At 63.6% G+C, this 16,430-nt stretch carries 15 protein-coding genes and 2 tRNA genes; 9 read left to right on the top strand and 8 right to left on the bottom strand.

The window, feature by feature from the left end:
• Window positions 1-192 precede the first annotated feature (192 nt).
• Window positions 193-1,749: an acyltransferase family protein gene (locus AC1DIN_RS26405; RefSeq protein ID WP_476811888.1), complete on the top strand. Its 1,557-nt coding sequence runs from the start codon at window positions 193-195 to the stop codon at window positions 1,747-1,749.
• A 1,033-nt stretch (window positions 1,750-2,782) separates the two neighbouring features.
• Here the strand turns inward: AC1DIN_RS26405 and AC1DIN_RS26400 are convergent.
• Entirely contained in the window at window positions 2,783-3,811 is a 1,029-nt protein-coding gene (locus AC1DIN_RS26400; RefSeq protein WP_441473641.1) for an acyltransferase family protein, read from the bottom strand.
• A 75-nt stretch (window positions 3,812-3,886) separates the two neighbouring features.
• On the opposite strand from AC1DIN_RS26400, the gene AC1DIN_RS26395 reads away from it, so the two are divergent.
• Window positions 3,887-4,006 (top strand): peptidoglycan-binding domain-containing protein, encoded by a 120-nt coding sequence (locus tag AC1DIN_RS26395; RefSeq protein ID WP_441473640.1) that lies wholly within the window; start codon window positions 3,887-3,889, stop codon window positions 4,004-4,006.
• A 147-nt stretch (window positions 4,007-4,153) separates the two neighbouring features.
• Here the strand turns inward: AC1DIN_RS26395 and AC1DIN_RS26390 are convergent, their stop codons facing one another.
• On the bottom strand, window positions 4,154-4,714 hold the full coding sequence (locus AC1DIN_RS26390; RefSeq protein WP_441473639.1) for an NUDIX hydrolase: 561 nt from the start codon (window positions 4,712-4,714) through the stop codon (window positions 4,154-4,156).
• Window positions 4,715-4,802: 88 nt separating this feature from the next.
• Here AC1DIN_RS26390 and AC1DIN_RS26385 point away from each other — a divergent pair, with 88 nt between their 5' ends.
• Window positions 4,803-4,964 (top strand): peptidoglycan-binding domain-containing protein, encoded by a 162-nt coding sequence (locus AC1DIN_RS26385; RefSeq protein WP_441473638.1) that lies wholly within the window; start codon window positions 4,803-4,805, stop codon window positions 4,962-4,964.
• 404 nt (window positions 4,965-5,368) lie between these two features.
• On the opposite strand, the gene AC1DIN_RS26380 is transcribed toward AC1DIN_RS26385, so the two are convergent.
• Window positions 5,369-5,445 (bottom strand) — tRNA-Pro (locus AC1DIN_RS26380).
• Window positions 5,446-5,592: 147 nt separating this feature from the next.
• Between AC1DIN_RS26380 and AC1DIN_RS26375 the strand changes: the two genes are divergently transcribed.
• A tRNA-Gln gene (locus tag AC1DIN_RS26375) sits at window positions 5,593-5,667 on the top strand.
• 152 nt (window positions 5,668-5,819) lie between these two features.
• Here AC1DIN_RS26375 and AC1DIN_RS26370 read toward each other — a convergent pair.
• Complete coding sequence (locus AC1DIN_RS26370; protein ID WP_441473637.1) at window positions 5,820-6,680, bottom strand: DUF4118 domain-containing protein; 861 nt, start codon at window positions 6,678-6,680, stop codon at window positions 5,820-5,822.
• A 348-nt stretch (window positions 6,681-7,028) separates the two neighbouring features.
• On the opposite strand from AC1DIN_RS26370, the gene AC1DIN_RS26365 reads away from it, so the two are divergent.
• The 4 genes from AC1DIN_RS26365 (at window position 7,029) to AC1DIN_RS26350 (ending at window position 12,056) form a co-directional block, all read left to right on the top strand.
• Window positions 7,029-7,244, top strand: coding sequence for a hypothetical protein (locus AC1DIN_RS26365; RefSeq protein ID WP_476811887.1), 216 nt, complete (start codon window positions 7,029-7,031; stop codon window positions 7,242-7,244).
• 380 nt (window positions 7,245-7,624) lie between these two features.
• Window positions 7,625-9,310 (top strand): DUF3300 domain-containing protein, encoded by a 1,686-nt coding sequence (locus AC1DIN_RS26360; RefSeq protein ID WP_476811886.1) that lies wholly within the window; start codon window positions 7,625-7,627, stop codon window positions 9,308-9,310.
• A 54-nt stretch (window positions 9,311-9,364) separates the two neighbouring features.
• Window positions 9,365-10,303, top strand: coding sequence for a DUF2950 domain-containing protein (locus AC1DIN_RS26355; protein ID WP_476811885.1), 939 nt, complete (start codon window positions 9,365-9,367; stop codon window positions 10,301-10,303).
• A 79-nt stretch (window positions 10,304-10,382) separates the two neighbouring features.
• Complete coding sequence (locus tag AC1DIN_RS26350) at window positions 10,383-12,056, top strand: SulP family inorganic anion transporter (protein WP_476811884.1); 1,674 nt, start codon at window positions 10,383-10,385, stop codon at window positions 12,054-12,056.
• A gap of 13 nt (window positions 12,057-12,069) precedes the next feature.
• Here the strand turns inward: AC1DIN_RS26350 and AC1DIN_RS26345 are convergent, their stop codons facing one another.
• The 4 genes from AC1DIN_RS26345 to AC1DIN_RS26330 form a co-directional block, all read right to left on the bottom strand.
• Window positions 12,070-12,732 carry a hypothetical protein gene (locus AC1DIN_RS26345; protein WP_476767073.1) on the bottom strand — a complete coding sequence of 221 codons (663 nt, stop codon included), beginning with the start codon at window positions 12,730-12,732 and terminating at the stop codon, window positions 12,070-12,072.
• A 74-nt stretch (window positions 12,733-12,806) separates the two neighbouring features.
• Complete coding sequence (locus AC1DIN_RS26340) at window positions 12,807-13,436, bottom strand: response regulator transcription factor (protein WP_476811883.1); 630 nt, start codon at window positions 13,434-13,436, stop codon at window positions 12,807-12,809.
• Between the two features lie 65 nt (window positions 13,437-13,501).
• Complete coding sequence (locus AC1DIN_RS26335) at window positions 13,502-13,924, bottom strand: hypothetical protein (protein WP_476811882.1); 423 nt, start codon at window positions 13,922-13,924, stop codon at window positions 13,502-13,504.
• A 202-nt stretch (window positions 13,925-14,126) separates the two neighbouring features.
• Window positions 14,127-16,001: an adenylate cyclase gene (locus tag AC1DIN_RS26330; RefSeq protein ID WP_476811881.1), complete on the bottom strand. Its 1,875-nt coding sequence runs from the start codon at window positions 15,999-16,001 to the stop codon at window positions 14,127-14,129.
• 139 nt (window positions 16,002-16,140) lie between these two features.
• Here AC1DIN_RS26330 and AC1DIN_RS26325 point away from each other — a divergent pair, with 139 nt between their 5' ends.
• Window positions 16,141-16,410 carry a hypothetical protein gene (locus AC1DIN_RS26325; protein WP_476767069.1) on the top strand — a complete coding sequence of 90 codons (270 nt, stop codon included), beginning with the start codon at window positions 16,141-16,143 and terminating at the stop codon, window positions 16,408-16,410.
• The last annotated feature ends 20 nt before the right edge of the window (window positions 16,411-16,430 follow it).

The following is a 16,430-nucleotide window of genomic DNA, read 5'->3' as shown; positions in this document are numbered from 1 at the left end:
ATTTGAACCTGCGACCCCCGCTCGCCCCGAACGTCCCCTGGGAAAAATCGGGTATCCAGGTTTCGTTGGGGTCTCGGTGAGGAACGCTCAGCGTCTATTCTGTCAGGCGACGCCCGTCTGCTCGAACTTTAGAATATCGCCAATCTATGGCACATGGGTGTGCTTGCCTCGAAACGCAGCAAGTGATCGCAAATGCGCCATACGCCGACATCGCTACTTCCAGCAGCAGATCAGCCGATCCTGTCCGAGCGCTTCGTTGCGCCGCCGGCGAAGGACGGCTCGCTGATGCTTCGAAATGTCAGGCTGCAGTATCTGCGCGCTGCCGCCGCGCTGTCCGTCCTGCTTTACCATGCCTCCGTCATCGTCGAGCGAATCAGCGGCAACGCCAGCTTTCTGACGGTTTTCGGCGGGTTCTGGGGCGCCTATGGGGTGGCGGTGTTCTTCGCCCTCTCGGGCTATCTGATGGGAGAACTCATCCAGCGCGACGATCCTGCCCGCTTCATGGTGAACCGACTGGTCAGGATCTATCCGCCGATGCTGCTCGCGGTGGCGATCTTCTGGGTAGCGTTCTTCGCCGCCGGCTTCCTGCGCAGCATCGATGTCGTCGGCCTCCTGCTCGCGCCGGCAGGCCCCCGAGACTACTTCCTCGCCGTCGAATGGACGCTCGTCTACGAGATGAGCTACTACGTCGTTCTCGCTCTTCTGGGTTTTGCCGGCCTGCGCCAGTTTGCAGCCTGGCTGGCGGCGTGCTGGATCGCCCTCATTCTCGTCGCGCTCGCGAAAGACGGTCTCGTGCGGGACGACACTCTCCCGCTCCTCAGCGCACTGCCGCTCCAGGCGATCAATCTGCCGTTTCTGGTCGGCTTCCTGCTTCCAGGCCTGGCCCGGCGTCGCTGGCTGCCACCGGGCCTCTGGCTTGTCGCGATAGCCGCGACGGTGGCGGCCGCCTATCTCATCCCGGGCGATCCGCGAATGAAGTCGGTCATCCCTGCGATCCTCATCGTCGCGGCAGCCGTCCGCGTTCCGAAGCCGGCGCCCGAAACAGTGTTCGGCATCATCGGTGAGCGTCTGGGTGACGCGAGCTACATGCTGTATCTCTGCCATATGCCGCTGATGACGCTCTTCGGCGGCTTCGCGCCGGCTTTCGCGCCCGGCCTTGCGCTCTGGCTCGGCGGAATCGGGGCCTCCATCGCATTCGCGCTGGCGCTCGCACCGGCGGATCTCGGCATGCACCGCTGGTTCAAGACCAGGATCGCTGCAGCTCCCATATCCCGTCTTCGCGCGCTCGCGTTCAGCTTCATCGCGATCTTCGTCGGCATCGCCGCCTATGCCGAGTTCGATGCCCGGGAAAAGCGGGCGGCCTACGCTCATGCGACGGCGATCATCACCGACGGCAAGCCAGCCGTTTCGGCGACGATTCGCGCGGAAGTCGACTCCGTCGACCGGCTGCCGGACGACACATTGGTCATACGCGGATATGCCATCGACCTCGACAAGCCTCAGCTCGTGACCCACGCCGCCGTCCTTCGAAACGGAAGCATCGTCGTCATGGAGCGATCGCGGCGGATGCGGGCAGACAAGGCACGTTCATGGTCGCGGCCCGATCTTGCCGGGGCCCGGTTCGGCTTCGTGCTGATGGTGCCGAAGCGAGTTGCCTGCTCGGCTGGCGATTTCGACGTGCGCGTCGCATTCGACGACGGCCGGCTCATCGTCCCCGTGATCGCACCGTCGGTCCGATTGTGTGCGTAGCCTCGCCGGGGATGGGCTGGTTTGCCTCAATCAGGCAAATCCCGCGCCGCTCTGCTCGGTATCGGCGACACAGCCGGCATCTTCAAGGCCCGCTCTCGCGTTTGGGGCGCTGGCGGCAGTGGGGGGCGCTAATTTCGGCCGGGGGATCCGGCTGTGGCGGCAACGGTGGTGGCTATTGGGAAGGCGTCTTCGACGTCATGCGGGGCGAAGTCATCACTATCGTTATGGGCGCTGGAGGCACCAAGGGTACTTCGGCCGGTGCCGGCGCCAACACCCAAGCTGAAGGATCTTCTTCGTTCGGAACGGGTAACTCTGCGACCGGTTGTGGTGGCTCCGGCTATTCCGGCTACGCCGCGACGCCGTCCGACGTCGTCGGCGCTGGTTCGAGCGGCCAGATCAACCAACTCGGCCAGCAGGCGGCGAACAGCTACCTCATTTGCCTCCGCCTATATCGCCTCGGCAGGCGGAGGCGCCTTTAATACTCCCGGCACTCCGATCACTGTCGGCAGCAGCTCGAAGGCCATGCAGCCCGGCGGAGGTTCCTCGGGCGTGGCGGCAACGACCGCTGACGGCCAGAACGGCGCTGACGGCATGGTCCTCCTGGAGTTTTGATGAGGTCCGCAATGCAGAAGTATGCGCGCGTTGTCGACGGTCACGTTGTCGAAGTCTTCAGCCGCCCGCAGGCGTTGGGATTGGAGATTGCTTCCACCCATCGATCGCGAGCCAGTTCATCCCGTGCCCTGGCGAGGTCCAGCCTGGCTGGACCTGTGGGCGGAGGTTTTCCGCACCGCCTCTGATCGGAACGGCGGAAGGCCGAGCCCTTCGGCTGATAGCCCATTCGCCGCCCCCGAGGCGCTCCATGCGCGGAGCATCGATATGAATGTCGCCAAGGTGCAGGCAGCGCTTCGCTAGACGCCGAAGGTCGAAGGAGGCCGGGCTGAAGACGAGCGCGGCTGTCCAACACTCCCGCGCGCGGGCGCAATCTGACTGGCGGCCACTGCGAAAGCCCGTACCCTGACGCCAGTGGAGACCGTCAGGCCGGAGTTGGCGAGTGTCGCAGAGTCATGCGCCGCGCGAATTGCTGGGCTGGGACTTCAATTGCCAGATAGGTGCAAGACGATACGCCCAGCGTGAGACAAAGCGCCAAAACGGCCTGCAGCGGTGTCAGAGCGTTGAATTCACCCACAACGCCCATCATAAGCGGGTGGAACAGATAGATCGAGAAGCTGACGGCTCCCACGAGAGTGAGCGGCCTCCACCGCAACCATGCGACAAGGGGGCTGCCGTAATGGGCTGCTGCAATCGTGCATGCCGCAGCCAGTGAAACGGCCGAGACGCTGAATCCGTGATCATGCTTGTCAATTGCGACGACGCTCAGGCCAACGGCGACCGCAAACAGAGCCGATCCAAGCACCGGTCGTCTCTGGGCATCGGCCCAAACAAGCCTGAAGACCAGCATTCCGATTAAGAACGAGTGGAAGTGCCAAAAGATCGTGAAGTTGGGTTCGACGATCCCGAGATTGTCTGTAATAGCCTTGCATACGGGGGGCCACATCAGGACAGCCGTGACCGCTACCATGCTCAAAGGCGCCTCAATGAGCCACGCGAGCACGAAGGGGAACATGAAGTAGAACAGAAACTCGACGAAAACTGACCATTCGATGCCAATAAGGGCGTTTCGCGTAGTCGGGTCAACCATTGTGATCAGTGAAAAATGTTTGGTGAGAACCCCGGCGACATAATCTGCAGGCATCCCGCCCCAGATCTTTACCACAGCCGTCACCGCGCAGGCCGCGTAGAACAGTGGCATGATCCGAAAGTACCGGCGAATGAAGAACCTACGCCAATCAACAGGCTCACCTTCGACCGCGGTTGCGATGCTGAGGCAAAGGCAAAACGCAGAGACGACGAAGAATAGCGTCACACCGAACTTGCCGTGATCGACGATCGCGTTCCCGAGATCGCCGAAACCTCGCAAACCAAACCCACCGGAGTGGATGAAGTAGACAGCGAGCGCGGCAATCCCGCGCAGGCCATCTAGCTCAAGAATGCGCGGCTTCATTCAAATAGCCTAGCACATCGCTCGCTTGGCAACCACCGGCCGCCTCTGGCGGGCCTTTCACACCGGGAGAATTCCATGGACACGACCGCAATTCAGCAGGTGCTGGTCGCGCTTGGCGATTCACTGGTCGTGGACTGCGTGATGGGGCCGAAGACGAAGGCGGCGGTTCAGGCGCTCCAGGCTGCACACGGCTGAGTGCCGACGGAATTGTCGGTCCGAGGATCGAGGCGGCGCGGAAGTCCGCAGTTTCCGACAAGCCCCAGCCCCGTCACGTCGCAACTGTCGACCGCGTAAAGCTCTTTGCCTTTATGCGATCGGGCGAGGCTCCGACCGGGCCGCCGCCTAACTCAGGGAAACTCGCCCGGCGGCGGCAAGCGCCATGAACAGCGATGCAACGTTGAGCGACTCTGGCAACAGCCCGTCCTTCAGCCCCGACACCATCTCTCGGACCGGCATCAAATGAACCGTCATGCCGTCTTCGGCGGCGTCCAGCTTGCGAACGCCCGTCGGCATGGCGTTTAGGGCAAGGTACGTGTGGACACGGTTCGTCTGATTGCCAGGGTTGGCATAAAGCGACGTCACGAATCGATAATCCGCAGCCCGATATCCGGTTTCTTCTTCCAGCTCACGAGAAGCAGCCTGGGTGGGATCCGTATCAGTCGCATCGACGGTGCCAGCCGGGAGCTCGAGAAAGAAGTCCGAGGCGCCATGCCGATACTGGCGTACCAGGACTAGCTCGTCGGACGGCGTGATTGCCACGACATGCACCCAATCGGGATAATCGAGAACGTAGAACGGCGCGACCTCATGACCTGAGGGGGTGAAGCAGTCATCCGCGCGCAGATTGATCCAGCGATCCTTGATCACGGTTCGCGACGCTTGCGTGGTCCATTTCTTGTCCATGCGTTGGGGATTAGCCACTGCAGGCCGAATAGCCAAGCTTGTGCCCCTTCCCGCCTGCCTCGCGCGGTTTTCGCATTCGGAGCATTTCATGGATACGACCGCCATCCCGCGGGCGCTGGTCGCGCTCGGCAATTCGCTTGTTGTTGGCAGCGTGGCCGGGCCGAAGACCAAAGCAGCTGTTAAGGCGTTCCAGACTGCACATGGCCTGAGTGCCGACGGAACGTCGGTCCGAGGGCCGAGGCAGCGCTGAGGTCCGCTATCGCCGCCGGGTCCTAGCCCCGTCACGCCGCAAACATCCATCGCGCAAAGCTCTTCGCTTATCCTCGCGATGGAGGACGACGTCTCTGCCGCTCGCGAGATGGCGGACGCGGTCTGCTCGCTCCTCGAAGCTGGCGCGAGCCATCGCCTCGACCCCCGCGGCGTTGCCGCCATCCTGAGGTGCGTCTCGCACTTGCAGGATCACGTCGGTTCGACCGTGCGCGACTGGGAGGAGGCCGTCCGGGCTAGCCGGGCGGCATAGGGCAGGCACAACTGACCAACAAGGCTGGCTCGGATCGGGGCCGGCTTTTTGCTGCGTGGGCGGGAGTTTCTGTCCGGAAACGAAAAAGGGCCTTTCGGCCCATTCTCAACTACTTGATATGTCTCGGGAAATTTTGGTCGGAGTGGCAGGATTTGAACCTGCGACCCCCTCGTCCCGAACGAGGTGCTCTACCAGGCTGAGCCACACTCCGATCAACTGGTGGCCGGCTTATAGCCAGCACGCGGGCGCGGCGCAACAGCTCGTTTGCAGGTCGGGGATGATTTCTTGCGAAGGCCCCGAATGGACGTCGCGAGGCGGTTGCGCAGGACGGCGACGCGTTCTAGAAGGCGCGACGCATTGGGGCGTCGCCAAGTGGTAAGGCAGCGGTTTTTGGTACCGCCATTCCCAGGTTCGAATCCTGGCGCCCCAGCCAGTTTCTCATAAGGCGCTGGGTTACGGGCTGTTCTTCTGCCCTCGCCGCCAGCCATTTGTAGCTCGCCGCGATCTTGTGGACATGGCTCTGAGGCCGTCGCGATCTCCAAGGCATGCGGCTCTGGTGCGCCGGATAGGGGGCGATGGCGCCTCTCATTCCGCTACCGCCGGCTGGACGGTGCTTCGTGAACTCAAGGCCGCGGCCAGAAGTCGACCCACAACGACAATGAACAGCTCGGGATGTTCAGGATATTCCTGCGGGTCGAATGCCAAGCCCAACACCACAGGCTGCTGATTGGGGGCTTTGATCGGCCAGAAGTCGAAGCGCGAGGTGTCGAAAGGATATACTCCAGCTCGCGCGAGATGGCCTTGGTCGAGCGATGACTGCGCGGCAGCCAGCTCGCTTGCGCTGGCGGTGATCGGTCCAAGAGACGATATGATTTCAAGCCGCCCGTCAGCGGGCGTCATCACTGCGACCGAGACATGGAACATCTCTTCCAGCGCCGCAGCGGCCCTGTTCGCCATGTCACGGGGTTGCCTCGCTACGGAGACGGCAGAGCTGAAGGACTGCAAGGCTTGTTCCTGGCGGAGCCGCAATTTGATCGCCCCTTGCCGCCGGGCCGCCAACGATGCCAGGCCACTCGCCATCCCGCCCACGACGAGAAGCAATCCGATCGCCCAGATGTTCGCGGGATCCTCGACCTGGAACGAGAAGCGCGGCGCGGTGAAGAAGAAATTGTAGGCCGACGCGCCCGCCACGGCGGCGAGCATCGAGGGGCCAAATCCAAATACAATGGCAGCCATGATGACTGGCAGGACGTAGATAAGCGAAAGGTTTGGAACTGCTGCCACGCTTTCCAGGGCGGACGCGATCACCGTCGCCAAGGCCGTCAAAACCAGGGCGGCCAGATACCCGGCCGCTACCGGAAAATCGGGTCGCTCCCGATACGCTGCACCGGCGATTGGATCGACCGGGAGCCCATTTGCGTCCTGGATGCTTTCCGAGTTCGCCATCGCAAGCCTCCCTCGATTGCCGGCTGCCGCTGACGGCCGTCAGCGAGCCGGCGCTCCCGGATTTATGAGGGGAGGCATAGGGTTTCCATGTGGGAAAACGCGCCCGGAAATAGGAATAAAGTGGGGCATGCCCGGTGACAGCCGGCGGCGGCGGGATTGCCGAGACCGAATGTCAGGCAAGCCTCAGGCCGTTGCCGGGCAGGTTCGGGACATCCGAATTCCACCCAGCTCTCGGGCGCATCAGCTCCCGCCGAGATCGTCGGCACCACCGACAGGTGCAACTCCGGGTCGATTGACTCCGTCACCTGATACGTTCTTCTAATGTTCTCATTTCCGAGGATGGGAACAATGACAGCCGAGCCGCTTGAGGGGCCGCCGGAAGCGGACGAACTCGAATGGGAGATCGTCGAGCTTGTCGACGAGTATGGAACTGAACGGGCCGCTCTGCGCGCGACGTACCAGACGTTGAAAGCAGTCCTCGCCGATGCCGATCGCGCGGTTTCCCGAGGCTTCGTGCGCGGCCTGTTCTCTCAAGGAGCGCGGCCCGTCCGCGCTCCGGGATGACCAGGCGAAAAGGCGTGGGAACGGATGAGGACCGCAACCGGACCCGCTCCCCTTCGGGTTGAAATCCCGATCCCGGTCGGCGGCGCCGAGGAGTGGCGTATTGTCCCTAGGGACAGGTGTCGGTCCTCGGGGATGGTAGTAATCGTCTGGTCGGAGAGAATCTGTCGGAGATGAAGATTGAAGGTCATGGTCTTCGAAGGCCACGACACCATTCTAGACGGGCGCATGGCCGCAAACATGCGCATGGCCCAGGAAGAAGTTCAGACTTTTTGGCGGCAGGGTCCGATCAGGTCGCTGGTCGAACGCCGCCGATAGGCAAACGAGCGTCACTGCGGCGCGAAACCCCAGATGGCGTTTCGGAGCTGTTGCGAGGTCATGCCATGCATCTGCGAATTGTGTTCGCCTCTGTCGTCGTCAGTGGGCTCGCTTCTCAGGCCCTCGCGCAGACGGTTGCGCCGCCTCCTCAGCCGCAAGCGCCAGCCGCAGCTCAGGCGGAGCAGGGCGAGCAGGTTCTCTCCGCCGCCCAGCTCGATGCGCTGGTCGCGCCGATCGCGCTCTATCCGGACGACTTGCTGGCGCAAGTGCTGATGGCCTCGACCTATCCGCTCGAGGTGGTGCAGGCGGATCGATGGGTTGCAGCCAACAAGAAGCTCAAGGGCGACCAGCTCAAGGCGGCTGCCGAGAAGCAGTCCTGGGATGCGAGCGTAAAGTCGCTGGTCGCGACGGCCTCCGTGCTGGAGATGATGAGCAAGAATCTCGATTGGACACAAAAGCTCGGCGACGCGGTGCTTGCCCAGCAGCCGGATATCATGGACGGCGTCCAGCGCATGCGGACGCGGGCCTACGACGCCAAGAAGCTGTCGTCCGGCTCCCAGCAGAAGGTGACGGTCCAGCAGACTAGCGGCAAGCAGACGATCCTGATCGAGCCGACCAACCCGGGCACGGTTTATGTGCCCTATTACGACCCGGGCGTGGTCTACGGCACCTGGCCCTATCCCGCATACCCGCCCTATTATTTCCCCGAGCCGGGCTATATCGCCACCGGCGTTCTTGCGACGGGCCTCGCCTTCGGCTCCGCTTATGCGTTGGGGCGCTGGGCCTCTGGCGGGTATTGGGGCGGAAACGTCAACTGGGCCGGCGGGAACATCAATATCGACCGCAATCGCGTGACGCATTGGGAGCATAACCCCCAGCATCGCCAGGGCGTTCAATATCGTAACGACGCGGTCAGGCAGAAATTCTCCGACAACAGCATCCGTGCCGGAGCCGAAGGCCGGATGGACTTCCGCGGACGCAGCGGCGAGCAGGTTCTGCGCCCCGATGGTGATCGCGGCGGAGCGGGTGCGGGCGCACGACCGGATCAGAGGCCGGGGGATCGTCCTGGAGCCGGTGCCAGACCCGACCGTCCGGGCGGGGATCGCGCCGCGGCTGCCGGCAACAGGCCGGACGGGGATCGGGCAGGGCGCCCCGGTGGCGAGCGTCCAGGCGCCGACCGTGGCCGGGGCTCAGCGCCGCCGCGGGCAAACGCTCAGCCCCGTCGCCCTCAATCCGGAGCAAGCCGTCCGGGGCCGGCACGCGACAACGCCTTCGGCAATATGCAGCCGGGCCGAGCCGCGAGCCTTCAATCGCAGCGCGGGCAGGCCAGCATGGCTCGCATGCCGTCGGGCGGTGGTGGGCGCGCGATGCATGCTGGTGGCGGTGCACGCATGGGCGGTGGAGGATATGGCGGTGGCGGGCGCGTTGGCGGCGGCGGTGGCGGGCGAATGGGAGGCGGCGGTGGCCGCGGAGGTGGCGGCGGGCGCCGTTCCGACATCCAGCTCAAGAACCACGTCGTGCTGCTGGGGGTTATGGAGAACGGGCTCGGCTTCTACCGCTTCGCCTATAATGGCGCCCACACAACCTATGTCGGGGTGATCGCGCAGGAGGTGCAGGAGGTCGCGCCCGAGGCGGTGCATCGCGGCGCGGACGGCTATCTGCGGGTCGACTACCGCCAGATCGGCGTTCCCTTCCAGACCTTCGACCACTGGAAGGCTTCGGGCTCGCGCATTCCCGCCGGGAAGCTCTGAACTGAAACGGCGTCGCCATCTGCTGGAGCGTTTCGCAACTGAGGGTGCAGTTCCATGATCATGACATGGCCAGCGGCGCATCTGCTCGTTCGCCTGCTTTGCGCGATTGCCGCGGGCTTCTGTGCCGCTTCGACGGCCGCTCGCGCACAGGAGCTGTTCCAATCGCCGGAACAGGCGGCCGCGGCACTTGCCGCCGCGGTGCGCGATGGCGATTCCATGCGCTTGTATTCCGTTTTCGGCATGTCCGGGCGGGACATCATCTTCTCGGGTGACGAGGTTCGCGACGCCGATAATCGCAAGCGCTTCATCGCGGCCTATGATGCCCGGCATTCGATCGTCGAAACCGGCCGGACCGCCACGCTGCTGGTCGGGGAGGACGCATTTCCGTTTCCGATCCCGATCGTCCGTTCGCGCGGCGGCTGGAAATTCCTGGTCGAGGCCGGGCGCCGGGAACTCCTCGCCCGCCGGATCGGCAAGAACGAGCTGGATGCCATCCAGGCGAGCCTCGCGATCCTCGATGCGCAATTCGAGTACGCCTCGAAAGGCCATGACGGCCGGAACACAGGCATCTACGCGCAGAGAATCATCAGCCAACCGGACAAGCATGACGGTCTCTACTGGCCGACCGGGCCGGGCGAGGAACCGAGCCCGCTTGGTGAATTCGCTGCCCAGGCTGCAACTGAAGGCTACAAGGCTAGCGGGACGCCGCAGCCATATCACGGCTACTACTTCAAGATCCTGAAAAAACAGGGGCCCTCAGCCGCGGGCGGGGCAACCGACTACATCGCGGGCGGCAACATGATCGGGGGATTCGCCGTTCTCGCCTATCCTGCAACCTATGCGAGATCGGGGATCACGAGCTTCCTGGTCAATCACGCGGGCACCGTCTATCAGAAGGATCTGGGCCCCAATACGCGTCTCATCGCGTCGCGCATGAACAGCTTCAACCCCGATCATGGTTGGGAGAAAGTCGTACCGCAGAAGGCGCAATAGCGGAGCGGGCGGCCCACTGCCGGGCGGGGCCGAACCGCGGTTCCGCAGGCGCTGACGACAACTCGGGATGGTGGCGTCGATGAAGCGCTGGTTGCCGATCGCGGAAGGGCTGCTTCCCTACAGGTGGGAATGGCTGCGCTTCGATGTCACCGCGGGGCTGGCGATCGCCGCCGTCGCCATTCCGAGCGCGGTTGCCTATCCCGCCATCGCGGGGCTTCCGGTTGAGGTCGGGTTCTACGCCAGCATCTTGTCTCTCGTCGGCTATGCGCTTCTCGGTCCCTCGCGCAAGCTGATCGTCGGGCCGGACGCGGCGACGATGACGGTTCTCGCGGCCACGCTCGCCACCTTGCCTCTCGGCGATCCCGCGAGTCGCGTCGCCGCGGCTGCCGCGCTCGCGCTGATGGTCGGGATATTCTGCATCCTCGCAAGCGTGCTCAAGCTCGGCGTCGTCGCTTCCTTTCTGTCCCGGCCGATCCTGATCGGCTTCATCAGCGGCATCTCGATATCGATCCTCGTCGGGCAGATCGGGCGGCTGACAGGCGTGCGTATCGAGTCCGACGGGCTGGTGCTGCCGCTGCTCGAGATCATCCGGAAGGCCTCGCAGATCCATTGGCTCACGGTCTGGTTCGGCGCAGCCATGTTCGGGCTGCTCGTCGTGTTGGCTCGCCTCCGTTTCCCGATCCCCGGGCCGCTGGTCGTGGTCGTCGTGGCGGTGCTGGCGTCGGCGGTCTTCGACTTCGAAGGCCGGGGCATGAAAGTCATCGGCAGCCTTCCGGGCGGCCTGCCGAAATGGGCGCTGCCGAACGTCGCCCATTTGCCGATCCCGGACCTCGTGCTTGGTGGCGCGGCGATCTGGTTGGTCAGTGTGAGCTCCGGTCTCGTCGGGGCGCGCAGCTTCGGTGCAAAAGACGGCTTCAAGGTCGATGCCGACCGGGAGTTGACGGGGCTGGGAGCGGCCAACATCTGTTCCGGCCTGTTCACCGGCTTCCCCGTTACGGTCTCGGATTCGCGAACCGCGATCAATCTGGCCGCAGGCGGCCGTTCGCAGCTGGCAGGCCTGATCTCTGCTGCCGCACTGGCGGTTCTGCTGATCTATCTGAACGATGTGCTGCGAGTCCTGCCCCATGCCGCGCTCGGGGCGATCCTCGCCTTTGCGGCGCTGAGCCTGATCGATCTCCAGGGGCTGCGGGAAACCTGGCGGATCAGCCGCATGGAGTTCGGCTTTGCCCTCATCAGCATGTGGGGCGCCATCAGTCTGGGCGTGCTCAGCGGCGTCGTCATCGCCATTGCCGGCACGCTGCTCTATGTCCTGCTGAAGGAAATGCGGCCGCGGGATGCCTTGCTCGGGCTCGTTGCCGGCAGGCCGGGCTTCTACAAGATGCACCGGATGGAGAGCGCCGCGCCACCGCCGGGGATGGTGCTCTTCATGATCCAGGGCAGCATTCTGTTCTTCAACGCCGACTACGTCCGCTCCCGGCTCGAAAGCGTGGCGAAGGAGGCCCCGCCCGGCACATCCTGGTTCGTGCTGGATGCGAGCGCCGTCGCGCAGATCGACATGACCGCGGCCACCATGCTCCTGCGGTGGCGGACCGACCTGGCGGCGATGGGGCTGACATTCGCCATCGCGGAACTGCACAAGGAGCCGCGGGAGATTCTGGAGCGGGCAGGTCTCTTCGAAGGCCCGGATGCGACGATCGCTTTTGACGATCTCGAAGACGCGGTCCGGATGCTCGGGGAGAAGATGTCCCGATAGCCCGGTATTGCGCTTAACCGGGACGGTCGGCGCGCCGGTATTCGCGAACCAGGATGTCGCAGCTGACGATCAGCACCCAGATCGGAAAGACGAGGAAGGTCCAGTCGACGAGGTGACTGCCGAAGAGAATGACCGCTGCAGCCGCATAGCCGGTGAACGCCGTCCATCGTCCCGTGATCCCGGTGCGGAGCACGATGGTCGAGGCGGTAATCAGGAAAACGCTCGAAACCTTCATCGCGTAGATGCTGGCGAGATTGTAGGCGAAGGATCGCGCCAGAGTGAACGTTACCGAGCCGATGAGCTCGCCCGGCCGGGCAGCGTGAGTGAGGAGGATCGCGCCGATGGCCGAGGCCGCGACGAAGAGCATGCCGATGAAGAGAAACCCGCTGCCGAGAAATACCGTTGCGAACAGCCTGTTCTCCTGAGCTCCCAATCGATCACGCAGCACGCCCATGAACCAAAGGAAGGCGATACCGGCGAAGGGGATCAGGTTCAGTGCGAGCGCAACCTTCCAGGATTGGGGCCCCACCCAATCTCCAGGATCCTGGGGGTTGAGGCGCAAAGTCTGCAGCACCAACACCAGCGAGGACAGGAGAAGAGCCGAAAAGAGAATGCCGGCGACGGCGGCTGCCTTCGGCGTCTTGAGCCCATCCGGCGCATGGTGAGGAGGCGGCACGTTGCGACCCTCGTTTCAGAGGCCTGCGCATAAATTTCCGAGCCAAGCATGCCGATAAGCGGCAGGCCTCAGCCTCATCCCTCAGGGGTTGTCGGGCGGAGCAGACCGAGCCGCTCGGCGCAGGTCACGAGCTCGACGACGGAGCGGACCTGCAGCTTCTCCATGACTTTGTGACGATGGGCCTTGATGGTGCGTTCGGTCGTTCCGAGCTCGAAGGCAATCTGCTTGTTCATCTTGCCGCGAACGACCAGATCGAAAACCTCCCGCTCACGTTTGGTCAGCCGCCCCAGCCGTGCCAAGCCGACGCGAACCCAGCTTTCGTGTTCACTGACGAGACGATGGCGGGAGATCGCGCGGCCGATGGCGTCGATGAACTCGTCGGGCTCGACAGGCTTCATGAACAAGTCTTCAGCCCCCGCTTTGATCGCGCGGATGCCCACCCGGATGTCCCCTTGGTCGGTCACGAAGATCACGGGCAGGTTCAGGCCGGCCTTGCTGAACAAATTCACCAGGTCCGGGATCGACTTATCCGGCGCCTGCGTATCGATGACGATGCAGCTCGCGCTTGCGATATCCGGCCGATGATTCAAGATTTCGTCGGCGCTGACATAAGCCTTGGTTTCATACCCGCAAGCTCGAAGCATCCGATCGATGCCCGCCTGGGATGCCGCGTCGCTATCGACGATGTGGACAACAGCTGACATGGCCAATCCTCAGTCTCTTCGTAGACAGCCGGGCCTCCGGCACGCGCTCCGAGCGGTATCTGGGTCTAAGGCGTCTTCAGCGCCTCCGGAGTGCAGCGCCGGTATCTGATCGCAGTGCCCCCCTCGGGTGCGCTGTAGCGATAGAGGCCGCCATCCTGACCCAGCGCGAGCACGGCCCGCGCGGTATCGGTCGCTATCGTCGTCGTGCAGCTGAGATGCAGGATCTGCCGCTCGCCCTGCGGGTCGACGCGGCCGATCCTGCAGGTCGCGAGCGGAGTGGACAGCCGCTGGCCCCGAATGACGAACGCCGCGGCAAAGGCGTTGGCCGGCCGCTTGAAGCCGAGTGTCTTCCCCGCCGCCGCGAAGACGTTGGTGCAGACCTGCCCTTCTTCGAGCCAGGCTCCTTGGAAGTCCGTCGTCTGCGCCCACGCGCCCTGTATCGCGAGCGCTGCAAAGGCGAGGGTGAGCAGGCACGGTCGGCAAGCCATGGCGATCATCGAGCCTCCAGTTGAGAACCTGCCTGATCGAGACAAAAACGGCGCAAGGCGCGACGCTTCTGTTGGGGCATCAAAGCTGGAGGTGCTTGATGGCGGCCGCCGAGGAGACAGCGTCGGGCCACCATGTCCACCGGGCGCTTTGCTGCCCTGTTGCGGTAAAGAGAAAGCTGCGAATGAAACCCGGGGTAGTAGGTTACGGTTGGCTACGCGCCGAGCCGGTTTCCGCTGATCCCGAATTCGAGAGAGCGCCGGATCTCCGTTCCGTCTCAGCGGCGAAACGGGTGGGCACGGGGAAGCCGGCCTCGATGGCGCCGCGGATCAGAATGGCGCGATCTCTTGCGTTGAAGTTGCGGCTGTTGAGTTCGTCGTCGAATTTGTCGAAGAATCCTGGCCGCAGCTGCAGGAACTCGGCGCGGGATTGCGCTGCTTCAGCGTGCAATCCCTGCCGCGCGAATATCAGCGCGGCGACGAAATGGTAGATTGAAAACCGACGCAGGTTTGCGCGGCGGATGAGGTCGGTGGCGCGTGCGTTGTCGCCTTCCATATAGGCGGCCAAAGCCAGGAGCCCGGTATAGTAGTCCGAGTTGCCCGGATTCTTTGCCATGGCCTCTTCGAGCAAGGATGCTCCTCGCTGCCAGTCTCCGGCCTGGGCCACCCGGCTGCCGAACTCGCTGAGCAGCTCGGTATCGTTCGGATTGAGCGCGAGCGCCTGAGAGCCGATCCGCAGCGCCTCGGTGGCTTCTCTGCTGAAATACAGGACGGTCATCAGCGCCTGAAGGGCGCGGATGTTCTCCGGATCGAGATGAACTGCGCGCTCGGCTGCCGTCCTCGCCCGCTCCAGCGGCGGCGGCGAGCCTAGCCGCTTGTTCAACTGGAAACGGTCCTCGTCGAGATAGAGGTAGGACAGCATCGCCCAACCGGTCGAAAAGTCCGGGTAGCGTGCCGTGACATTCTCGAGGCACGCGCGCGTCGCCGCATGCTCGGTTTGATCGAGCACCGCGCGGTAGCGATAGAACCGATAGGTGCATTGATAGGTTTCGAGATTTTGGACGCCGCCCGATTGCGTGGGCCGCGGTGGGGCGCTGAAAATGATTCCATAGGGCTGGGCGACCGCCGTCGCGACCTTCGAGGCTATCATCGTTTCAACGCCGACGATGTCGGCGGCGCGCGGGTCGGCGTCATAGGTTCCCGACCAGATTATGGCGGAACTCTCCCCATCCAGGACGCGGATCGTGACCCGCAGCTTGCCGTCGGAAAGACGGATGCCACCCTCAAGAATGTAACGGTTGCCGAACTGGCTTGTGAGCTCCGAGGCCGAGACGCGGGGCGATACGGCGGCGGAGTTTTCCCCCCCGAAAACCGTCAGCTCCTTGAAGCGCGAGAGCTGCGTCAGCAGTTCCTCTCCGAGACCGGCGATATAGACGTTGACCTCCGGCTGCCCCGACAAATTCGAGAGCGGCCTGACGATCAGGGAAGGGCCTTGCGGTCGCGGCGGCTCCCTAGCGGGGGGCGCCGGCGCCGGCAGGATGGCTAACCACAAAAGCGGGAGGGCAAGGCACAGCGCTGCCATAACGATAGCCCAGGCGAACCGCCGGCTTCCCCACCACGCGTCGCCTCTTCCCGCCAAATCCTGCTTCTCCGGAGCAGGGATAAGCGCGGGACTTTCGATGTGGGTCGGCGGAGCCTCTCGCCGCTGGAAGCGCGGCACGTAGCCGCCCTTGGGGATCTCGATCAGGATCGGGTCCGAGCTTCCGGCCAGCAGATAGTAGCGCTCCAGCGCGCGCCGGAGGCGGCCGGCTTCGATCCGAACGACCGGATCGTTCTGAATGTCAAAATTCGCATCGCGACCGAAGACTTCAACCGCGACGGAATAAGCTTTGATCCGGTCCGCATGACCCGAGAGGGTCTGGTTGATCACATAGATCAAGAACTGCCGCACGCGCTCGGGCACGTTGAACTCGGTGCTGGCGATGACCTTGTCCAATTGAGCGCGAATTTCACTGTCCTGAAGCTCGGCTTCCGGATGGTTTTCGAAATTTCCGTGCTCAAAAAGACGACAATTCTCCATGGAATCGGCTCCCGCAAGCCAGAAAACCACGTAAAAATTTCAAGAAAAAGGGTGCGCTCTCTGTGTAATCTACGGTTATTTACTCCCAATCCAGTCGGGCGACCACATAATTATTCAGTTTCGCAGGGGGCGCGCTCCAATGGACCCGGGCGTTCTGGCTGCCATTCGGCTGCTGCCGAAGCATAAGAAGGCGATCGAGGCGCTGGTGCTGGGGAGTCAGAGCTTCCGGTCGTTGTGCGCGGACCTCGCCGACGCAGAGCAGGCCCTGCGGCGTTGGGAGGCTTCCGACGCTCCCGCCAGGGCTGCGCGATGCATCGAATATCGGCATCTGATCGACGGCCTCGAGTCCGAGCTTCGGCAGTCGATAGGCGAGTGGCAGGTCCGGTCCGAAGGGGCGATCAAGGAATAACAAGCGGTGACTTCAACTCA

This window comes from Allobosea sp. 05T438, from assembly GCF_056396025.1.
Note: the sequence above shows the minus strand (reverse complement) of the source record. Positions and strands in the feature narration are given on the sequence as shown.

Bases quoted from the DNA above. Each gene is read 5' to 3' on its own strand.
- AC1DIN_RS26405 (WP_476811888.1), top strand. From the start codon at position 193: ATGCGCCATACGCCGACATCGCTACTTCCAGCAGCAGATCAGCCGATC.
- AC1DIN_RS26400 (WP_441473641.1), bottom strand. From the start codon at position 3,811: ATGAAGCCGCGCATTCTTGAGCTAGATGGCCTGCGCGGGATTGCCGCG.
- AC1DIN_RS26395 (WP_441473640.1), top strand. From the start codon at position 3,887: ATGGACACGACCGCAATTCAGCAGGTGCTGGTCGCGCTTGGCGATTCA.
- AC1DIN_RS26390 (WP_441473639.1), bottom strand. From the start codon at position 4,714: ATGGACAAGAAATGGACCACGCAAGCGTCGCGAACCGTGATCAAGGAT.
- AC1DIN_RS26385 (WP_441473638.1), top strand. From the start codon at position 4,803: ATGGATACGACCGCCATCCCGCGGGCGCTGGTCGCGCTCGGCAATTCG.
- AC1DIN_RS26370 (WP_441473637.1), bottom strand. From the start codon at position 6,680: ATGGCGAACTCGGAAAGCATCCAGGACGCAAATGGGCTCCCGGTCGAT.
- AC1DIN_RS26365 (WP_476811887.1), top strand. From the start codon at position 7,029: ATGACAGCCGAGCCGCTTGAGGGGCCGCCGGAAGCGGACGAACTCGAA.
- AC1DIN_RS26360 (WP_476811886.1), top strand. From the start codon at position 7,625: ATGCATCTGCGAATTGTGTTCGCCTCTGTCGTCGTCAGTGGGCTCGCT.
- AC1DIN_RS26355 (WP_476811885.1), top strand. From the start codon at position 9,365: ATGATCATGACATGGCCAGCGGCGCATCTGCTCGTTCGCCTGCTTTGC.
- AC1DIN_RS26350 (WP_476811884.1), top strand. From the start codon at position 10,383: ATGAAGCGCTGGTTGCCGATCGCGGAAGGGCTGCTTCCCTACAGGTGG.
- AC1DIN_RS26340 (WP_476811883.1), bottom strand. From the start codon at position 13,436: ATGTCAGCTGTTGTCCACATCGTCGATAGCGACGCGGCATCCCAGGCG.
- AC1DIN_RS26335 (WP_476811882.1), bottom strand. From the start codon at position 13,924: ATGGCTTGCCGACCGTGCCTGCTCACCCTCGCCTTTGCAGCGCTCGCG.
- AC1DIN_RS26330 (WP_476811881.1), bottom strand. From the start codon at position 16,001: ATGGAGAATTGTCGTCTTTTTGAGCACGGAAATTTCGAAAACCATCCG.
- AC1DIN_RS26325 (WP_476767069.1), top strand. From the start codon at position 16,141: ATGGACCCGGGCGTTCTGGCTGCCATTCGGCTGCTGCCGAAGCATAAG.